16 protein-coding genes are annotated in these 15,679 nt (G+C 34.3%); 12 read left to right on the forward strand and 4 right to left on the reverse strand.

The genetic code is table 11. The features are described from left to right. Positions 1 to 4: 4 nt before the first annotated feature. The 5 genes from P2W65_RS16150 to P2W65_RS16170 all read left to right on the forward strand — a co-directional run bounded on the left by P2W65_RS16150 (position 5) and on the right by P2W65_RS16170 (position 6,069). Positions 5 to 373, forward strand: coding sequence for a hypothetical protein (locus tag P2W65_RS16150; RefSeq protein ID WP_179003609.1), 369 nt, complete (start codon positions 5 to 7; stop codon positions 371 to 373). A gap of 250 nt (positions 374 to 623) precedes the next feature. Then, entirely contained in the window at positions 624 to 1,490 is an 867-nt protein-coding gene (locus P2W65_RS16155) for an MbnP family protein (RefSeq protein ID WP_289659068.1), read from the forward strand. A 161-nt stretch (positions 1,491 to 1,651) separates the two neighbouring features. After that, positions 1,652 to 2,668, forward strand: coding sequence for a cytochrome-c peroxidase (locus tag P2W65_RS16160; RefSeq protein WP_289659070.1), 1,017 nt, complete (start codon positions 1,652 to 1,654; stop codon positions 2,666 to 2,668). Positions 2,669 to 2,860: 192 nt separating this feature from the next. After that, positions 2,861 to 4,345, forward strand: coding sequence for a DUF1254 domain-containing protein (locus tag P2W65_RS16165; RefSeq protein ID WP_289659072.1), 1,485 nt, complete (start codon positions 2,861 to 2,863; stop codon positions 4,343 to 4,345). Positions 4,346 to 4,449: 104 nt separating this feature from the next. Next, on the forward strand, positions 4,450 to 6,069 hold the full coding sequence (locus P2W65_RS16170; protein ID WP_289659074.1) for an arylsulfatase: 1,620 nt from the start codon (positions 4,450 to 4,452) through the stop codon (positions 6,067 to 6,069). A 70-nt stretch (positions 6,070 to 6,139) separates the two neighbouring features. Here P2W65_RS16170 and P2W65_RS16175 read toward each other — a convergent pair whose 3' ends face one another. Beyond that, positions 6,140 to 7,744: a class I SAM-dependent methyltransferase gene (locus P2W65_RS16175; RefSeq protein WP_289659076.1), complete on the reverse strand. Its 1,605-nt coding sequence runs from the start codon at positions 7,742 to 7,744 to the stop codon at positions 6,140 to 6,142. Between the two features lie 398 nt (positions 7,745 to 8,142). On the opposite strand from P2W65_RS16175, the gene P2W65_RS16180 reads away from it, so the two are divergent. After that, positions 8,143 to 8,442: a hypothetical protein gene (locus tag P2W65_RS16180; protein WP_289659078.1), complete on the forward strand. Its 300-nt coding sequence runs from the start codon at positions 8,143 to 8,145 to the stop codon at positions 8,440 to 8,442. A gap of 18 nt (positions 8,443 to 8,460) precedes the next feature. Here P2W65_RS16180 and P2W65_RS16185 read toward each other — a convergent pair whose 3' ends face one another. Together P2W65_RS16185 and P2W65_RS16190 are read right to left on the reverse strand one after the other, a co-directional pair. Further along, on the reverse strand, positions 8,461 to 8,955 hold the full coding sequence (locus tag P2W65_RS16185) for a hypothetical protein (RefSeq protein ID WP_289659080.1): 495 nt from the start codon (positions 8,953 to 8,955) through the stop codon (positions 8,461 to 8,463). Between the two features lie 86 nt (positions 8,956 to 9,041). Further along, on the reverse strand, positions 9,042 to 9,887 hold the full coding sequence (locus P2W65_RS16190; RefSeq protein WP_289659082.1) for a chromate resistance protein ChrB domain-containing protein: 846 nt from the start codon (positions 9,885 to 9,887) through the stop codon (positions 9,042 to 9,044). A gap of 122 nt (positions 9,888 to 10,009) precedes the next feature. Here P2W65_RS16190 and P2W65_RS16195 point away from each other — a divergent pair, with 122 nt between their 5' ends. The 3 genes from P2W65_RS16195 to P2W65_RS16205 all read left to right on the forward strand — a co-directional run bounded on the left by P2W65_RS16195 (position 10,010) and on the right by P2W65_RS16205 (position 12,232). Then, positions 10,010 to 10,600 (forward strand): Crp/Fnr family transcriptional regulator, encoded by a 591-nt coding sequence (locus P2W65_RS16195; protein ID WP_179003617.1) that lies wholly within the window; start codon positions 10,010 to 10,012, stop codon positions 10,598 to 10,600. Positions 10,601 to 10,665: 65 nt separating this feature from the next. Then, entirely contained in the window at positions 10,666 to 11,085 is a 420-nt protein-coding gene (locus P2W65_RS16200) for a hypothetical protein (RefSeq protein ID WP_289659086.1), read from the forward strand. A gap of 49 nt (positions 11,086 to 11,134) precedes the next feature. After that, the gene (locus tag P2W65_RS16205; protein WP_289659088.1) at positions 11,135 to 12,232 is read left to right on the forward strand and encodes a hypothetical protein; all 1,098 of its coding nucleotides are present in this window, start codon (positions 11,135 to 11,137) and stop codon (positions 12,230 to 12,232) included. Between the two features lie 28 nt (positions 12,233 to 12,260). Here the strand turns inward: P2W65_RS16205 and P2W65_RS16210 are convergent, their stop codons facing one another. Further along, positions 12,261 to 13,061 carry a hypothetical protein gene (locus tag P2W65_RS16210; RefSeq protein WP_289659090.1) on the reverse strand — a complete coding sequence of 267 codons (801 nt, stop codon included), beginning with the start codon at positions 13,059 to 13,061 and terminating at the stop codon, positions 12,261 to 12,263. A gap of 185 nt (positions 13,062 to 13,246) precedes the next feature. Between P2W65_RS16210 and P2W65_RS16215 the strand changes: the two genes are divergently transcribed. From P2W65_RS16215 to P2W65_RS16225, 3 genes are read left to right on the forward strand one after another with little or no spacing between them, the layout of a single operon-like run. After that, on the forward strand, positions 13,247 to 13,834 hold the full coding sequence (locus P2W65_RS16215; RefSeq protein ID WP_289659092.1) for an NAD(P)H-dependent oxidoreductase: 588 nt from the start codon (positions 13,247 to 13,249) through the stop codon (positions 13,832 to 13,834). 18 nt (positions 13,835 to 13,852) lie between these two features. After that, positions 13,853 to 14,887 (forward strand): alpha/beta fold hydrolase, encoded by a 1,035-nt coding sequence (locus P2W65_RS16220; RefSeq protein WP_289659094.1) that lies wholly within the window; start codon positions 13,853 to 13,855, stop codon positions 14,885 to 14,887. A gap of 18 nt (positions 14,888 to 14,905) precedes the next feature. Then, positions 14,906 to 15,661, forward strand: a complete 756-nt coding sequence (locus tag P2W65_RS16225; protein WP_289659095.1) for a putative quinol monooxygenase — start codon at positions 14,906 to 14,908, stop codon at positions 15,659 to 15,661. Positions 15,662 to 15,679 lie beyond the last annotated feature (18 nt).

A 15,679-nucleotide genomic window follows, 5' to 3' on the forward strand; every position in this document is an offset into this window, starting at 1 on the left:
AATAATGAAAAAAGTTTTTAGTATCACAATGATAATCTTGCTGCTGTTGGTTTCTTTCCAGCAGGCATTGATTATTGTGCACTTTAAGCTGAATCAAAAGAATATAGAAAAAGAATTCTGCGTCAATAAAGCCAAACCAGAATTGCAGTGTCACGGTAAATGTCATTTGAAAAAAGAGCTGGAAAAATCAGACAATAATAGTGATTTAGAACTAAATAGCATTAGTAAAAACATCGACATTATTTTGACTGCCGAAATTGAATTTACATTGAATATTATTAAAGAAATAAATTCTAAAAAAGTATTGATTTACAAAGAGACAGGCCAAACAGAACCTTGCCTCGAAATTTTTGTACCACCGCCTATTTGCTGATTAGCTCATCAAATTAAAATTAATTTAAACACATAGAAACATAGTTTTTCGGAGTGTAGAAAATAGGCGTTTCACTTGTATTAATACACATAGTTATTTGTTAAATGACGTGTCATTTTTATTTCATCTTTATCAGGTCAAATAAAATCTATGTTTCTATGTGTTTAAAATTATTATAGTTAGGATGGAAAAAGATGTACCAAAAGCATCTTTTAGGCATAATTAATTACAAAAATTTAAATATCAAAAAATGCAAAATTTAAAAAAATACTTTTTATTATCCCTTGTTTCTTTGGGATTCGTATCGTGTTCAAGCGATGATAACAATCCAGTAGCGAATAATGTGACCTTAGAATTCAATAATACTTTCAAAAATACTACGATTGTTTTAGGGAATGCAGCTTCGACTTCGGCTACAGCCAATACTTCTGCAGCTGGGCAAGTACATCATTTTTCGGAACTAAAATATGTCATCAGTAATATTCGTCTGGTAAAAGATAACGGAGATGAAGTTCCATATAATGTAAACGATTTGGACAAAGGGGCAACAGTAATCGATCAGGCAAAAACAGCTTCTTTAAGTTATGTTTTAAGCAATGTACCTTCAGCAACTTACAAGCAGATTAAATTTGGTTTAGGGATCAAAGCAGAGCAAAATACTTTAGATCAGGTAAGATTTCCAAATTTCTATGCTGCGGCAGGTGCAAATGACACAGCGATGATGTGGGAATGGGGAAGTGGTTATCGTTTTACCAAAATTGAAGGTTTTTATGATGCAGATAATAAAGCAATGTCTATTCATACAGGCAGCACAGTCGAAGGAACTGCTCCAAACTATACACAAGGTGTTAATGCTTACAGAGATGTGACTTTAAACCTGACGACAAATGCAGTTGTGGGAAGTGTAGCTCCTAAAATCAAAATTAAAGCCGATTTTGACAAATTGTTAAGCGGTAAGACCAATACAATAACACTTTCTACAGGAACAGGAATGAACGATAATGCCACTCCAAACGTTCACACGGCAGCTCAAATGGTAAAATTTGTAGATAATTTGGGAGGAAACGGATCAAGCGATATAACAGGAATGTTTTCTGTGACTGCTGTAGAAAACTAAAAAAGGGTATGCGGATAAAACGGATTTACTTCGTAAAGTCACGGATAAACACGGATTTTTAAAATCCGTTCAAATCCGCGTTTTCGCGATAGCGAATCCGTTTAATCCGTGTCCTATTTCCAGAGCTGTTTAAACGGTTCAATTTTTAAAATTCATTTAAAATGAAAAAAATACTAGGTTTCGTAATAGCAATATTGTTTCTGACTTCCTGTAATAACGAAGATTCGGAAATGCTGGCTATTGATAATCCTGAAATTGATTTAAAAATTCCGGCTGATTTTCCGGAACTGAATGCTTTTGTAAGTCAGAACAAACCCACTCAATATGGTGTAGAATTAGGAGAAAAATTGTTTTCAGACAAAAGATTCAGTGCAGATAATACGATATCCTGTTCCAGCTGTCATATTCAGGAAAATGCTTTTACAGATCAGAAAACACAAGCAGTTGGAATTGAAGGCAGAATCGGACTTCGTAATACACCTTCGATTCAGAATTTGGCTTTTATGAAATTCTACAATTGGGACGGAAGTAAATTACAGCTTGAAACACAGCCTTTAGTTCCTATTATCACACATGAAGAAATGGATTCTTCGATTTTGGAAGTAATTGGTAAAATTAAAGATGATGCATCATATAAAGACTTATTTAGAAAAACTTTTGGTGATGAAAACATTACTCCGGACAGAATTTACAAAAGCATCGCACAGTTTGAATACACACTGATTTCTGCCAACAGCAAATATGATAAAGTAAAACGAAAAGAAACCTCTTTTTCAGAAAGTGAATTAAAAGGCTATCAAATCTTTCAGCAGAAATGTGCGAGCTGCCATGCAGGAGAGTTATTTACGGATAAGAGTTTTAGAAATATTGGTTTTCCTTTAAATACGGATACTAATGAAGCGGGACGTGCTAGAGTAACAGGAGTTTCATCAGACTTTATGAGTTTTCGAGTTCCGACTTTAAGAAATATCGAATATACGGCTCCGTATGGAAGTTTTGGCCAGTTTTCAACTTTAAAATCTGTTTTAGATTATTTTGATGATGGTGTTTTAGATGCCGATAATTTGGATCCGATTTTTAAAGAAAATGGAAAAAAGATGCCACTCACAGAAGAAGAAAAGATAAATCTCATTGCATTTATGAAGACTTTGAGTGATACAGAATTTGTAAAAAAATAATAAAACATCAGGTTTATAAAAGGCAAAAAAAAAGCTAAACTGAAAAGTTTAGCTTTTTTTTTGCCTTTTAGATTAAAAGTTTGTTGCAGATTATAATTTGAAACCTAAATATCTTATAAAAAGTAATATGATTCTGATATCCATCCTAAATTTGATTTTGGTTTTATGTATAATTATCTAATAATCAGTTTTATGAAAAAAATAGTTTTATATCATGTTTTATTATTGTTTGTAATTAGCGCCTGTAAGAAAGAATCTGAAATAAAAAAAGATTCTAACACTCCTGCTGTTTCTAATTCAGAACAATATGAATTTGTTGGCGGTTATCCGACAGAAGCTACCATTAAAAAAGCTTATGATGATGCCGATCTTACTCGTGCTATACAAGTTTATAAATTTTTCTATCCAACGGTTTCAGGAGAAGCAATAGTAAAAGGAAATGACAGTATTAAAATAAAGTCTAACAGCTCATTTGGAACTTTGGATACAAAACCGGGGCAAATTGGATTTACATTAAATTCAGATACTCCTTATGGCCCTATACCAATTGATCTGTCAAAAGGGCCAATGGTCATTGATATCCCTAAAGGTCCACTGATTGTTGTTGCAATGGATGTTAACCAGCGTTGGGTAGCAGATATGGGGATTCCAGGACCTGATGCAGGAAATGGAGGAAAACATTTACTGCTTTCACCAGATTATAAAGGCGTTGTGCCTGCGTCTGGATATCATGTCTGGAAATCATCTTCAAATAATTTAACTGTTGGAATTCGTTCTCTTCCTGTTGGAGGAGATGTTAAAGCGGCCATGGATCGAATTAAAACAGTAAAAGTATATCCATTAAATAAACCAACAGATTGGAAAGAGCCAGATTGGCTGGAATTGAGCAATAAACCGCAAAATACAACACCCGTTGCTTGGGAAAATAACATCAAATATTGGGAAAATCTAAATGATGTAATACAGCGTGAGCCTGCTTTTGAAGGTTACAGAAATTACTATGGAGATCTTGCTGTATTGGGTATCAAAAAAGGACAGGCTTTTAAACCTGATGCGAGAATGAAAGAAATTCTTGAGAAAGCTGCAAAAATTGCCAATGCTCAAATGAGAGTACAATCGTTTGCCGATCGCCGTCCAGACCGAATTGTCTGGAAAGATCGCCAATGGGAATGGGTAGCACTTCGATTTGAGGATGGAGATTTTAACACTACTGACTATGTAGATCTCGACGGTCGTGAAACTTGGTTTTATCAGGCAATTGGGGCATCTCCTTCAATGTTTAGAAGAAAAGAAGGCTCAGGTTCATTATACTGGCTTGGACTTAAAGATAATACAGGAAAATATGTCGATGGAGGTAAAAATTATAAGTTGACTATTCCAACACCAGTTCCTGCCAAATTATTCTGGTCTATTACTATCTATGATGCAGAAACCCGCAGTCAAGTTCTTACAGATCAAAACAAAGCCGCTTTACGTTCACTATTTGAATTAAAAGATAAAATAGGTGGAAAAAGCATTGATTTGTTTTTTGGACCAAAAGCTCCTGCAGGTAAAGAAGGGCAATGGATAAAAACACTGCCAAACAAAGGTTGGTTTGCTTATATCCGTATATATGGACCAGAAGCTGCAGCTTTTAACGGTACTTGGAAACCAGGAGATTTTGAAGAAGTAAAATAATTTGTTGATTCTTTACGACGCACAAAAAAATCCCCATCTATACGCCTGCAAAGTTTTATATGCCATTTTTCAACTCATTTTTTAATCAATTAAATTTAAAAATCATGAAAAAAAATGTCTTACAATTAATTTTTGCGTGTTTGTTTTGCCTCAGTTTTATTGGCTTAATGAATGCCCAAACAAAGAAGAAACCAAATATCATTATGGTAATCTCAGATGATACAGGATGGGGAGATTTAGGCGTATACGGCGGTGGCGTAGGTCGTGGAATGCCAACTCCAAACTTAGATCGAATGGCCAAAGAAGGAATGCAGTTCTGGTCTTTTTATGGACAGCCAAGCTGTACGCCGGGAAGAGCCGCCATGATTACAGGAAGAATTCCAAATCGAAGCGGAATGACAACAGTTGCTTTTCAAGGGCAAGGTGGCGGACTTCCAGCTGCTGAATGGACTTTGGCTTCTGTACTAAAAAAAGCAAATTACAAAACCTATTTTTCGGGAAAATGGCATTTAGGAGAAGCAGATTATGCCATGCCGATTGCGCATGGTTTTGATAAAATGCAGAATGTTGTTCTCTATCATTTAAATGCTTACACTTATTGTTTTCCTTCGTGGAATCCAGATATGGCTCCAGAAATATCTGCTTTTATCAAGAAATCTACTAAAGGAATTTTAGAAGGTGAAGCTGGGAAACCAGCACGTGACACAGGTCCAGTTACAGAAGAAAATATTGCGGAGCTGGATATCAATATGGTGGATAATAATTTAAAACAGCTTGATGAATATGGTAAATCAAAAGATCCGTTTTTTATGTGCATCAATTTTGCTAAAAACCATCAGCCAAATCTACCATCCAAACAATTTGCAGGGAAATCACCAGCAAAAAGTAAATATGGTGATGCCGTTGTAGAAATGGATTATAATGTAGGCCGCATTATGGATAAAATTCGCTCACTTGGAATTGCAGATAATACAATCGTGATTTATACTGTAGATAATGGAGCTTGGCAAGATGTGCATCCAGATGCGGGATATACGCCTTTTAGAGGTTCTAAAGGAACGGATAGAGAAGGAGGAAGCCGAGTTCCTGCTATTGCTTGGTGGCCAGGACAAATTGAAGCAGGAAGCGTAAGCCATGATATTGTAGGTGGTTTAGACTTAATGGCAACATTTGCAGCTCTTGCAGGTGTAGAATTGCCTAAAAATGATAGGGAAGGAAAATCTATGGTTTTTGACAGCTACGATATGTCGAATGTTTTATTCAAAAAAGGAAAACCACTTCGTGACAGATGGTTTTATTTTACAGAAAATGAACTGTCTCCTGGGGCAGTACGCATAGGAAAATGGAAAGCGGTATTTAATACAAGAGGCGATAACGGAGCACAGGCAGGAAGCGATACTCCTGGACAGCAATTGGGCTGGAGAGGTGATCAGACTTATATAGCAACGGTTCCCGCAGTATATGATTTATGGCAGGATCCGCAGGAACGCTATGATCTTTTCATGAATAGTTTTACAGAAAAAACATGGACGATGGTTGTTTTCGATCAAGTTATTATGGAACTTATGAAAACTTATGCTGCAACTCCTCCAAGACCACAGCAAAGTGGTTCTTATGGCGGACCAATGGAAATTGGAAGATATAGAACTATCGAGCAGGCGAAACAATTACTGAATAGTAAAGAATTATCTCTGCCTCCTTTGAGTGTCGATCCTAAACAATAGAAATAAGTGTTTTAAATTTAGTAAGCTGAAAACCCCTAAAATTATTTGATTTTAGGGGTTTTCTTGTGAGTTAATTACCTCTCAATAAATTAATGCTGACCGTTGCAGTATCCGCATCTGGAAATCGTTTAAAAACCGATTGATCGGGAAACAATCCAGCTTCTGCAGCAATTTTGTTGAATACATCAATCTCAACAATATATTGATCCGAAAAACCATGAGTAGCATCGTAAGCCGTAGCGGCAGTTTTTCCTAAATTTTCAGCAGTTAGTTTTGGATTTATGGTATGCAGTTCTATTAAGAGTAAACCAAATTTATGAACATAAGGTGACCATTTTTTCAAATGTTCTAAAAGATTATCCTCAACCAAATTGTTGCTGATTCTTTTTCCTTTTGATGCAAAAGCGCCACTAGAACTACTGATTCTGTCTTGGTTAATAATTTCAGGTTCTGTCCAAATTCGATTGTGATCTAGAAATGTTCTGACGTTCAAAAGGTCTTTTAAATCGATATTGTAATTTTCTTTTAAATCCTTTGATAAAATATCTGGTCTTCCAATATCCCCCCAAATTACTTTTGCCCAAATATCTGCTTTGATAAGATTGGCTCTTGTAACTTTTAGTGCAGTTTGGTTATAATCGGCACCAACTAGAAATAATGGATATTCATCGAGCATTTTACCTCGCAAAGTTTGTCGGTCGATTACTTCAAAAACATGCTGTAAAAAAGCACCGTTCCCACATCCCATATCTAGAATTCCTTTGGGTTGTTCTTCAATTGGGAGATTAAAAAGTTTGATGAGAATTTCGTCTACTACTTTGAAATACGTATCGTGAGCACCTCCGCTTCCCCAAACATTCATTTCGCGATCCACGTGAATTTCTGTTTCGTCTTCAGCAGTTTGTAAGATATCAGGATTACCAAAAAGCAAATCGTCCATTTTAGCAAATGTCGGAAGATAGGAAACGGTAACACCATAAGCGCTGGCTCTTTTGGCAAAATACAAACCTGCTTCAGTAAACTGGTAATTGCCATTTTTTTCTAAAAACCATCCCAAATGAACAAAAAAGTCTAAAATCTTTTTAAAGTTTTCGGGCGATTTATGAAACTCTTCCGGACGGAAAGAAGTTTCCATAAAGTATTTATGAAACATTCCGTTCATCGCCAGACGAACAATGGTTGGGCCAATTAAATAGCCTTCAATATGTTTTAAAATCTGATTCTGAATTTCATTAGTCAAAGAATCATTTGAAAGTGTAATTCCGTATCCCTTTTTATATTTTTCAAAAATAAGATCGAGTTTTTCAAAAGGTTTATCATCAAATTGTCTCGGATGAAACTGCGTGGATAATTTCAGTAAATCTACCACATCTTCGTATAGATAGAATAACGAAAAAGCCGTTTTGGTTTTCTCGTTTACCCCAATTGTAATTTCCTGTGTTTGATTATTGACTTTATATTCCAGAAAACCCTGTGAAGCCAAAAGTCGCAAACCAATATTCAGATAGCCTTCGTTGGCTTTGAAAGCATTTGTAAGTTCTGATAATGAAAGCTGTTTTTTCTCTAAAATAAACTCTAAAACTGATTTTTTCTTAAGCGCTATTGCAACTGGAGCAGTAACTAAGCCGTCAAGATGCCTGAAAATAGAACTTAAAAGTTGTGATTTATCGCTCATAGTGTAAGAGTGAAGGTTTAGTTTAAAAATAGTGAAAATTTTTGAAACTAGCCGTATTCAAGTTTGCTACAGAGGAGCAAAATATTTATAGCAAATGAAATCACAGGGAGAACAAAGGTCTAGCGGAGCGATATATTTTGAAAATCTCATTTTTTTTTTATGTCGTTATTTTCAAATATAACCTGTGGTTTCAACCACAGGGACACAATGAAAAACGATACGTTTCCCGTGGTTGAAACCACGGGTTATGTTTATGCAGATTGTGTTAGCGAGATATTCAAACTTGCGAAAGAAATTATGTTTCGAACGAAAAAAAGCAGTCAAATATGACTGGATATATACGTTCCTCTTTTTTCAATTCCTTACCGATAAATTTGTTGAAAAATAAAGCTATGGACATGATTGAAAAACTAGAAAATCTTAAAAAATTAACTGCGCTATATTTAAGTACTTTGAAACCTGTATCTGAAGAAAAGAATATGTATGAAGCAAAAATCAAATTGTCAAGTTATACCGAATTGAGTTCTATCATTACACAAATGCTAAAATCATGCATTTTGGTTCTGGAATTAAATGCAAATAAAGATTCAGATATTGCTTTAATGCTGGAAATGGTTCTTCAGTTACTTCCTGTAGATGAATTTGAATTGCTGGACAGAATAAGTGAAATTGTAAATGTTCAGAGTTTGGTAGAATAAGAAGAAAATCAAAATATTCTAAAAAGCTATTCCAAATTGAAATCCTGCGGTAAATGAAGCAGGATGATCATTACCAAAACGAACAGGTAAAGGTACTGCGGCATAATAGCTCACACTATTTGTTTTGATTAATGTTTTATTGAATACAGGTGTAAAACCGTATCTTCCATTACTGTCGAAGGCAACTCGTCCTGCAAAACTATATCCTTTTCCCAAAGCAACTAGAATTCCAGGATGAACTAATAAACTTGTAGTTTTACTAGATCCGTTATCGTCTTTAATGTTCGGAACAATTTCAAACGAGAAACCTATTTTACTGTTTTTCCAAATGTTGATTCCAGTAGGAAATGATACAGCATAATAATCTCTAAAATTAACGGCAGTTTCATCTCTGCTTACAGTAACAATTGGATGCATAATACCAAAATAACCTGTAATTTTTGGGTAAGTAGTTTGAGAAAACGAAAAGGAACTAAAGAGTAATACTAAAAAAAGAAATGTGTATCGAAACATGGAGTTTTGTTTTATTGGTTGTAAAAACAAAATTAGCTCCCTGTGTTTTCCCTAAATAGAACGCTTTTTACGTTTTTGTATAAGGATTACTTTTTACGGATTTTTCTGCGATAGGCGGAAGGATTATTTCCAGTATGTGCCTTAAAAATCCTCGTGAAATGACTTTGATCAGAAAAACCAGTCATATAGGCAATTTCAGTGAGGGTGTACGAAGAATTTTCGATTAGATTTATAGCCTTCTCAATGCGTTGTTTTCGAACATATTCGCCAAAATTTAGATCTTCAAAATGTTTAGAAAATTCCCTTGATAAATAGGACGGATTTAGGTCAAGTTCGCTTGATATTTTTTTTAAGTCAAGAGTAAATTGTGCATCAATTTGATCTTGAATAATTTCTTTAAGATCTTTAACCCATGAAGGAGTTTTGGCATTGTTTTTTTTATCTTTTAAAAACTTATTGTAAACTTCATGAAGAAGATTTTCAAAAGGACTGTTTTGTAGATGTTTTTGCTGGTACAAATGAGTTGCCCAGCTGTAAAGAGCATCATAAAGCAGTATTCCGGTTTCTAATAGTTTGTAATCATCGGTAATATTATAAGAAAGACCAGCTGATATTGCCCAAAGCCCAGCCGATTCTTTGGCAATTTCATGACGGTCTGTATCCGCTCCACGTACGATGTCGGCAATAATGAATATGGCGGGATCTTTTATTTCATGTTTTTTCACGAAATAATCAAAAGTACATTGTTCTTCATAATGCGTGTATTCTACATCCGGAATATCAAACGGAACAGCATCTAATTCTTTCGCTTTTTCTAAAACCTGAGCATAAGGTACATATATAAATTCCGCATCAGAATCTATAAATTTCCTTATTAGCCACGGACAGGCGATTCGATCTATTTTAGGTCTTTCTCTGGTAATCCATTTCATTACTGAAAATTTTAATATTGGCTAATGTAAATTTTATCTTTAATTATTTTGTTTTTCCGAAACACTTAATGATGAGTTTCCTTAATTTTATACTTCAATAACCAAAAAAAAATCAAAGAAGTATGGAACCAGCAATAGAAGCATTTCTAAATTCCGTCAAAAAAATATGTCCTAAAATGACTGATGACGAATTGGCTTTATATGCTACAAAACTTACTATTGAAGAGTTTTCTAAAAAAGAGTACTTTCTTCAGTTTGGTCACGTACAAAAGAATATTGGTTTTATTGCAAACGGTTTAGTCCGCTCTTATTTTATAGATAAAGATGGAGATGAAATTACGGTAGGTTTTTATGCCGAAGGCGATTACGCTACACATTATTCTGCCTTTATAGAACAACAGCCCAGTAAATATTACATTCAATGTTTAGAACCAACAGTTATGGTGTGTCTTTCTCACGAAAACATGCAGTGGGTTTATGATAACATTCCTAACCTGGAAAGATACGGAAGATTGATCGCAGGCGAAATTCTAAAACGTCAGCAGGAACGTATTGAAAGTTTTATATTTCAGACTGCCGAAGAACGTTACATTGATTTTGTAAAACACCATTTTGGTATATTTAATAGAATCTCTATTTCTCATTTGTGCAGTTTTTTAGGTATTGAAAGACAGACATTGACCAGAATTCGTCAAAAAATAGCGCATCAGTAGTATTTTACTTAAAAAAATAGACTAAATTCAACCCTTGAAATAATACCATTTCTTCAATAAACCTCATGTGCGAACACGGAAAAGAAATTAAATTATGTACTTGTATCATTAATGATAACGATACTGTTATTAGTCATAAAAGATTCACGAAGTATAAAAGTAAAAAGCGTAAAGAATATATTTGGGTTCTCAAAAGATATGTTGGATATGCCAATACAACCATGGACGGAATGATTATTTTTCCTCTAGATGCTTTAACTGAAAATTTTTCGACTGAGAAAATGTTGGAAGAACTTAACAGCAGGAATTGTTTTGATTTTGAGTACAATCCGAACGAAGGGGATAATCTGGAAATTTTTGCACCCAGCAGTTACGACAGAAAGTTATCGTTTATTTACAGAAATGGAGAATGGACAGCTGATTTTTATAACGGTTTTTTGTATGAAACCGAAAAGATAAATTTTGGCAGAGTTACTTTTGACTAGAAGCGATACTAATCTGTTCTAAATTCCCAAACCAACAAAAAAATCCTAAATGAAACATTGCTTGATCTGCACTTTATTTTTAACACTTTTCATTTCCTGTAAACAGGAAGCTCCGAAACAAACCAAAGTTCCTAAGAAACATACGGAAAAAACAGAAGTAAAGAAGCCGATTCCTATTTCAGCAGAAGAATTTAATCTGTTAAAGAAACTTATGACTGATGAGTATGAAATTTACAAGGCAAATGAAGGGACAAGAATGGATTTAAGAGAATATCCGTTTGCACTGAGTATTACAGATGAGGCAGAAAGCAGGTCAACAATATATTATTCCATTTTAGCGAAGGATGATTTTAATACTGATGGGATTACAGATTATGTTGTAAGCGAAAGTTCCGATTCGATGGCTGGTTCTCGTTTTGTGTTTGTTATTATGAAAGACAAGAAAAACATTAAAGAACAGCATGATGTTTTGGAATATGCACCTTTTTCTTATAATAATTTAGATGAAACGAAATATAATTCAAAGAAGATTACCACAGTTGCCACGAAGAACTGGAGAACTTATGATGTGACTGAAGATGAAAATAACGAATCTGCCAATCTGGTTTTTTCGTATCAAAATGGTAATCTTTATGAAGAGTCTTATTTAACTAAATGTAAGCTCGCAAAATTGGAAAGTAAAACTATTTTTAATTCAATACCGAATATTTCCAGAAGAGAAAGAAGTATAGATATACATAATTATACAGAAACGATTAGTGAGACCTATAAGGTAAAAGATACGCTTATTCATGCAGATTTGTCTGGTTGTGATAATCCGCTGTTTGAGTTTGAATTTACCATTCCAGTAGCAAAAGAACAGTTGAGTAATCCTGATTTTTTTAAGCATCAGGTGGTTTCTGCTTTGGCTTTTTTGGCAAAAAATACTCAGTTTTCTAATGATATTAATCCAATTATAGCATATTATGAGGAAAATGAAATAACAGAGGAACAGACAACAATAGATCATAATTTGTTATTTAATGTTTTCGCCCGAAAAGAGGATTACAATAGAAAGAAAAAAACATTTTCGATAAGAATTAATATTGAAAGACGATATAATTCTCATCAGGCAGAAAACTGGGAAATAGCGACCCGTAGGAAATAATCTTAAATAAAAAAAGGTTTTACAGGCTTTATCTTTTAGTCCTTTTTATAATTTCTTCCAGAGTGAGCCATTGTGCTTTTTGTATATCATGATCTCCGCTTTCCTGAGTATGATGTCCTGTAAAAAATAGTACAGGCATCTGCTTTTGGTGTTTAGGATCATATTCTTCGTTTCCGTCTCTTATTATTGTATGGTTTAAAGAACAAAACAGTTCAGTAACAGTTCCATTGGTTCTAGCTATAATACTTTTGATGTCCCACGCATAACCCCAGTATTTTTTGTTATTTTCAATAATAATCGGATTTATATACTGCAAAGTTGTATTTTTTCCTGTTATCAGATTTTGATCTGTAATAATATAATCAGCTCCGTCTTCATCACCTATGACTTCAAACATTTCTGGTTCGGGGTCATTATCTAAATTGATAAACCAGCGATAATAAAAACCGTCTGAATAGCATTTTGTTTTTTTAATGGTTTTGTAATCAGATGAAATCCAGTATTCATTTCCAATGCCAAGACTGTCTGCTTTGGTTTGGCATATATAATCGAGAATACCGTCACCATTAAAATCAATGGTTTCTGTCTTCTCAATTTTTCCCCCAAGATAATTTATAAGCTCTTTTGTAGCCGGAATTTTTTTTGGGCTAATAAGATCTACGATTTTATAACCTTTTAGTGAATCTGCAGTTTCTGTTTCATTAATTATTTCTTTTGGTTTCAGTTTTACTGCATCGGGTTTAACCGATTTTTTTTCTTGTTTTAAAGCGTCTTTACAAGAAATTAAAAGTCCAATCGTAATAATGGAGAGAAGCAGTTTTAGTTTCATTGGGCAGGCTGATAAAATTTTTATAAATCAAATTTAAAGCAATTGTTTATTCTTTTCTCTTTTTTAGTCTTTTTTTCTGAAAAAGAGATTTGTCCTAAAAAGGAGAAATAATTTTGACACATTTGTGTCAGGAACACCTTTGTGATATTTAAAATCTTTGCAGTGTCAAATTAAATGATACTGCAATGAAAACGAATATCTTACTTATACTTGGGCATCCTTCTCAAAATTCTTTTTGTAATGCATTGCTTAATGCTTATAAAAAAGGGCTAGAGCGTACAGGTGCAAACTGCAAAACAATTTACATATCAGAATTAGATTTTGATGTCAATCTTGCTGCTGGATACAAAACGGGAGAAAAACTAGAACTCGAAGCCGATTTGGTCGAAGCCCAAAAACTTATTTTATGGGCTGACCATGTTGTTTTAGCTTATCCAAACTGGTGGGGATTTATGCCCGCCATTACCAAAGGATTTATAGACAGAATCCTGCTTCCTGATTTTGCTTTCAAACACCATTCAGGAAAAATATTCCCAGAAAAACTTCTCAAAGGAAAAAGTTTAAGGCTTTTAGTTACAATGGATACACCCAAATGGTGGTTCTATCTGATCTATCGTGCCTCTCAATATCAGATACTTAAAAATATAGTTTTTGGTTACGTTGGTTTCGATCCGATCAAATTTTCCACTTTCGGATTTATGAGAAAATCAACGGATAAACAACGCAATAAATGGCTTAAAAAAGTCGAACAATTAGGAACACAACTTAAATAAATTATAAAATCACACATCATGAAAAATTTAGCAAAAGAGCATAAAACAGCTCACATCGATCCTAAAAAAGGATTTAAAATTCACTTATTAGTTTTTGTACTTACAGTTCCAATACTTTGGTTCATCTGGTTGTTTACAAATCAGACGTATTTATGGCCGCTTTGGCAGAATACTGCGTGGGCAATAGGAATAGTATTTCACTATTTAGGAGTGTACGTTTTTAAAAGTAAAACAGCAGTTCCTCATCTTTTAGCAACTTTATTAGCATTTACTTCATTTTCTGCATTTGCATCTTGTACAGGCAATGATGAAAATCAAAATGCTAAACCTCAGACATATGTTTTGGTGCACGGCGCTTGGCAGGCTCCTTATGTTTGGGATGAGGTAAAATTGAATCTAACTAAAAATGGTAATCAAGTAATTATAGTAGAACTTCCAGGACACGGAAAAGACCATACTCCAAATCAAAATTTATCATTAAATTTATATCGTGACAAGGTAATTGAAGCACTTTCTAAAGTAAATGGAAAGGTTATTTTAGTAGGGCACAGTATGGGCGGAATGGTTGTTACGGCCGTTGCCGAAAGTATTCCTTCTAAAATTAGCAGACTGGTTTACATTGGTGCTTTTTTACCAACATCTGGGCAGGCTATTGCCGATATTGCCAAAACCGATCCAGATTCGCAGTTAGGACCTACCCTGATTGAAGCTGCGGACCATTTGACTCTCGATGTCAAATCTGATGAATTAACTCGTTTGTTTATTAATGATGGCACAGCTGTGGCCAAACAAAAAGTAATCGATAATTATCGCGCTGAACCTGCAATTCCGTTTTCTAACGCCGTTACACTAACTTCTCAGAACTTTGGAAGTGTCGAAAAAGTATATATCAAAACACTTCAAGACATTGTTATTTCGCCTAGACTGCAAGATCAAATGATTTCTAAAGCTGGAATCAAAACGATTTACGAAATCAACAGCAGTCATTCTCCCTTTTTATCACAGCCAAAAGCAGTTTCAGATGTATTGATTCAAATAGGAAAACAACTTTAAAAATCAATTATTATGAGAATGAAAACCAAGAACTCAGTTTCAAAAGGAATGCTGGGCGTTTTTACTGTTCTGTTTATGAACGGCTCCTTAACTACGGCACAAATAGCAGATCAAACTACTGCTGGAAATCAGGAAATAGTTGCAAAAATGACTCGCTATGAAGTCAAAAAAGAAAGTCAGGAGAAATTCCAAAAAGTCATTGCCGATTATGTGAAGCAATCTATTTCAAATAGCAATAATATCATGTCCGAAGCTTATTTTGAGCAGGAGGATCATACCATTATCTGGCTTTTTGAAAGGTGGAAAAACCGAAACGAATTGGATAAATTCCGAAATAACTCTAAACAGCTGGCGGTTTTGATTAAAACTGTTCTAGTAAAACCGGAGAAAATAATCTATGTAAAAGACTTAGAGCCTTTAACCAAAAAACAATGGCGCAAAACCAGTAAAAAAGGTGAGGAGCAGTTAACCATCATGCTTTTTGTAGATGCTAAAAAAGGGACAGAAAACAACTTCATGGAAGTATATCATAAAGCCATGCCCGAGTTTAGAAGTGAGCCTGGTGTTGTAACCTATCAATTATCGCAGTTAAAAGAAGATGCTTCTCAGTTTGTGACATTTGAAAAGTTTAGAAACAAAGAAGCATTTCAGTACCATTTGAATTTTCCGCCTATTCAACCCGTAATTGACTATCTGAATACAAGTATTAAAAAACAGCCTTTTCAGGACGGAATTCATAATCTGATTGAATTTGCGCCACTTATCAGGGAATGATTATAAATAAAATACAAA

It is taken from the genome of Flavobacterium panacagri (assembly GCF_030378165.1).
Lineage (GTDB): Bacteria > Bacteroidota > Bacteroidia > Flavobacteriales > Flavobacteriaceae > Flavobacterium > Flavobacterium panacagri.

Coding starts and splice junctions, on each gene's coding strand:
- P2W65_RS16180 (WP_289659078.1), top strand. CDS start 8,143: ATGATTGAAAAACTAGAAAATCTTAAAAAATTAACTGCGCTATATTTA.
- P2W65_RS16220 (WP_289659094.1), top strand. CDS start 13,853: ATGAAAAATTTAGCAAAAGAGCATAAAACAGCTCACATCGATCCTAAA.
- P2W65_RS16150 (WP_179003609.1), top strand. CDS start 5: ATGAAAAAAGTTTTTAGTATCACAATGATAATCTTGCTGCTGTTGGTT.
- P2W65_RS16205 (WP_289659088.1), top strand. CDS start 11,135: ATGAAACATTGCTTGATCTGCACTTTATTTTTAACACTTTTCATTTCC.
- P2W65_RS16195 (WP_179003617.1), top strand. CDS start 10,010: ATGGAACCAGCAATAGAAGCATTTCTAAATTCCGTCAAAAAAATATGT.
- P2W65_RS16225 (WP_289659095.1), top strand. CDS start 14,906: ATGAAAACCAAGAACTCAGTTTCAAAAGGAATGCTGGGCGTTTTTACT.
- P2W65_RS16155 (WP_289659068.1), top strand. CDS start 624: ATGCAAAATTTAAAAAAATACTTTTTATTATCCCTTGTTTCTTTGGGA.
- P2W65_RS16215 (WP_289659092.1), top strand. CDS start 13,247: ATGAAAACGAATATCTTACTTATACTTGGGCATCCTTCTCAAAATTCT.
- P2W65_RS16200 (WP_289659086.1), top strand. CDS start 10,666: ATGTGCGAACACGGAAAAGAAATTAAATTATGTACTTGTATCATTAAT.
- P2W65_RS16170 (WP_289659074.1), top strand. CDS start 4,450: ATGAAAAAAAATGTCTTACAATTAATTTTTGCGTGTTTGTTTTGCCTC.
- P2W65_RS16165 (WP_289659072.1), top strand. CDS start 2,861: ATGAAAAAAATAGTTTTATATCATGTTTTATTATTGTTTGTAATTAGC.
- P2W65_RS16160 (WP_289659070.1), top strand. CDS start 1,652: ATGAAAAAAATACTAGGTTTCGTAATAGCAATATTGTTTCTGACTTCC.
- P2W65_RS16190 (WP_289659082.1), bottom strand. CDS start 9,887: ATGAAATGGATTACCAGAGAAAGACCTAAAATAGATCGAATCGCCTGT.
- P2W65_RS16185 (WP_289659080.1), bottom strand. CDS start 8,955: ATGTTTCGATACACATTTCTTTTTTTAGTATTACTCTTTAGTTCCTTT.
- P2W65_RS16175 (WP_289659076.1), bottom strand. CDS start 7,744: ATGAGCGATAAATCACAACTTTTAAGTTCTATTTTCAGGCATCTTGAC.
- P2W65_RS16210 (WP_289659090.1), bottom strand. CDS start 13,061: ATGAAACTAAAACTGCTTCTCTCCATTATTACGATTGGACTTTTAATT.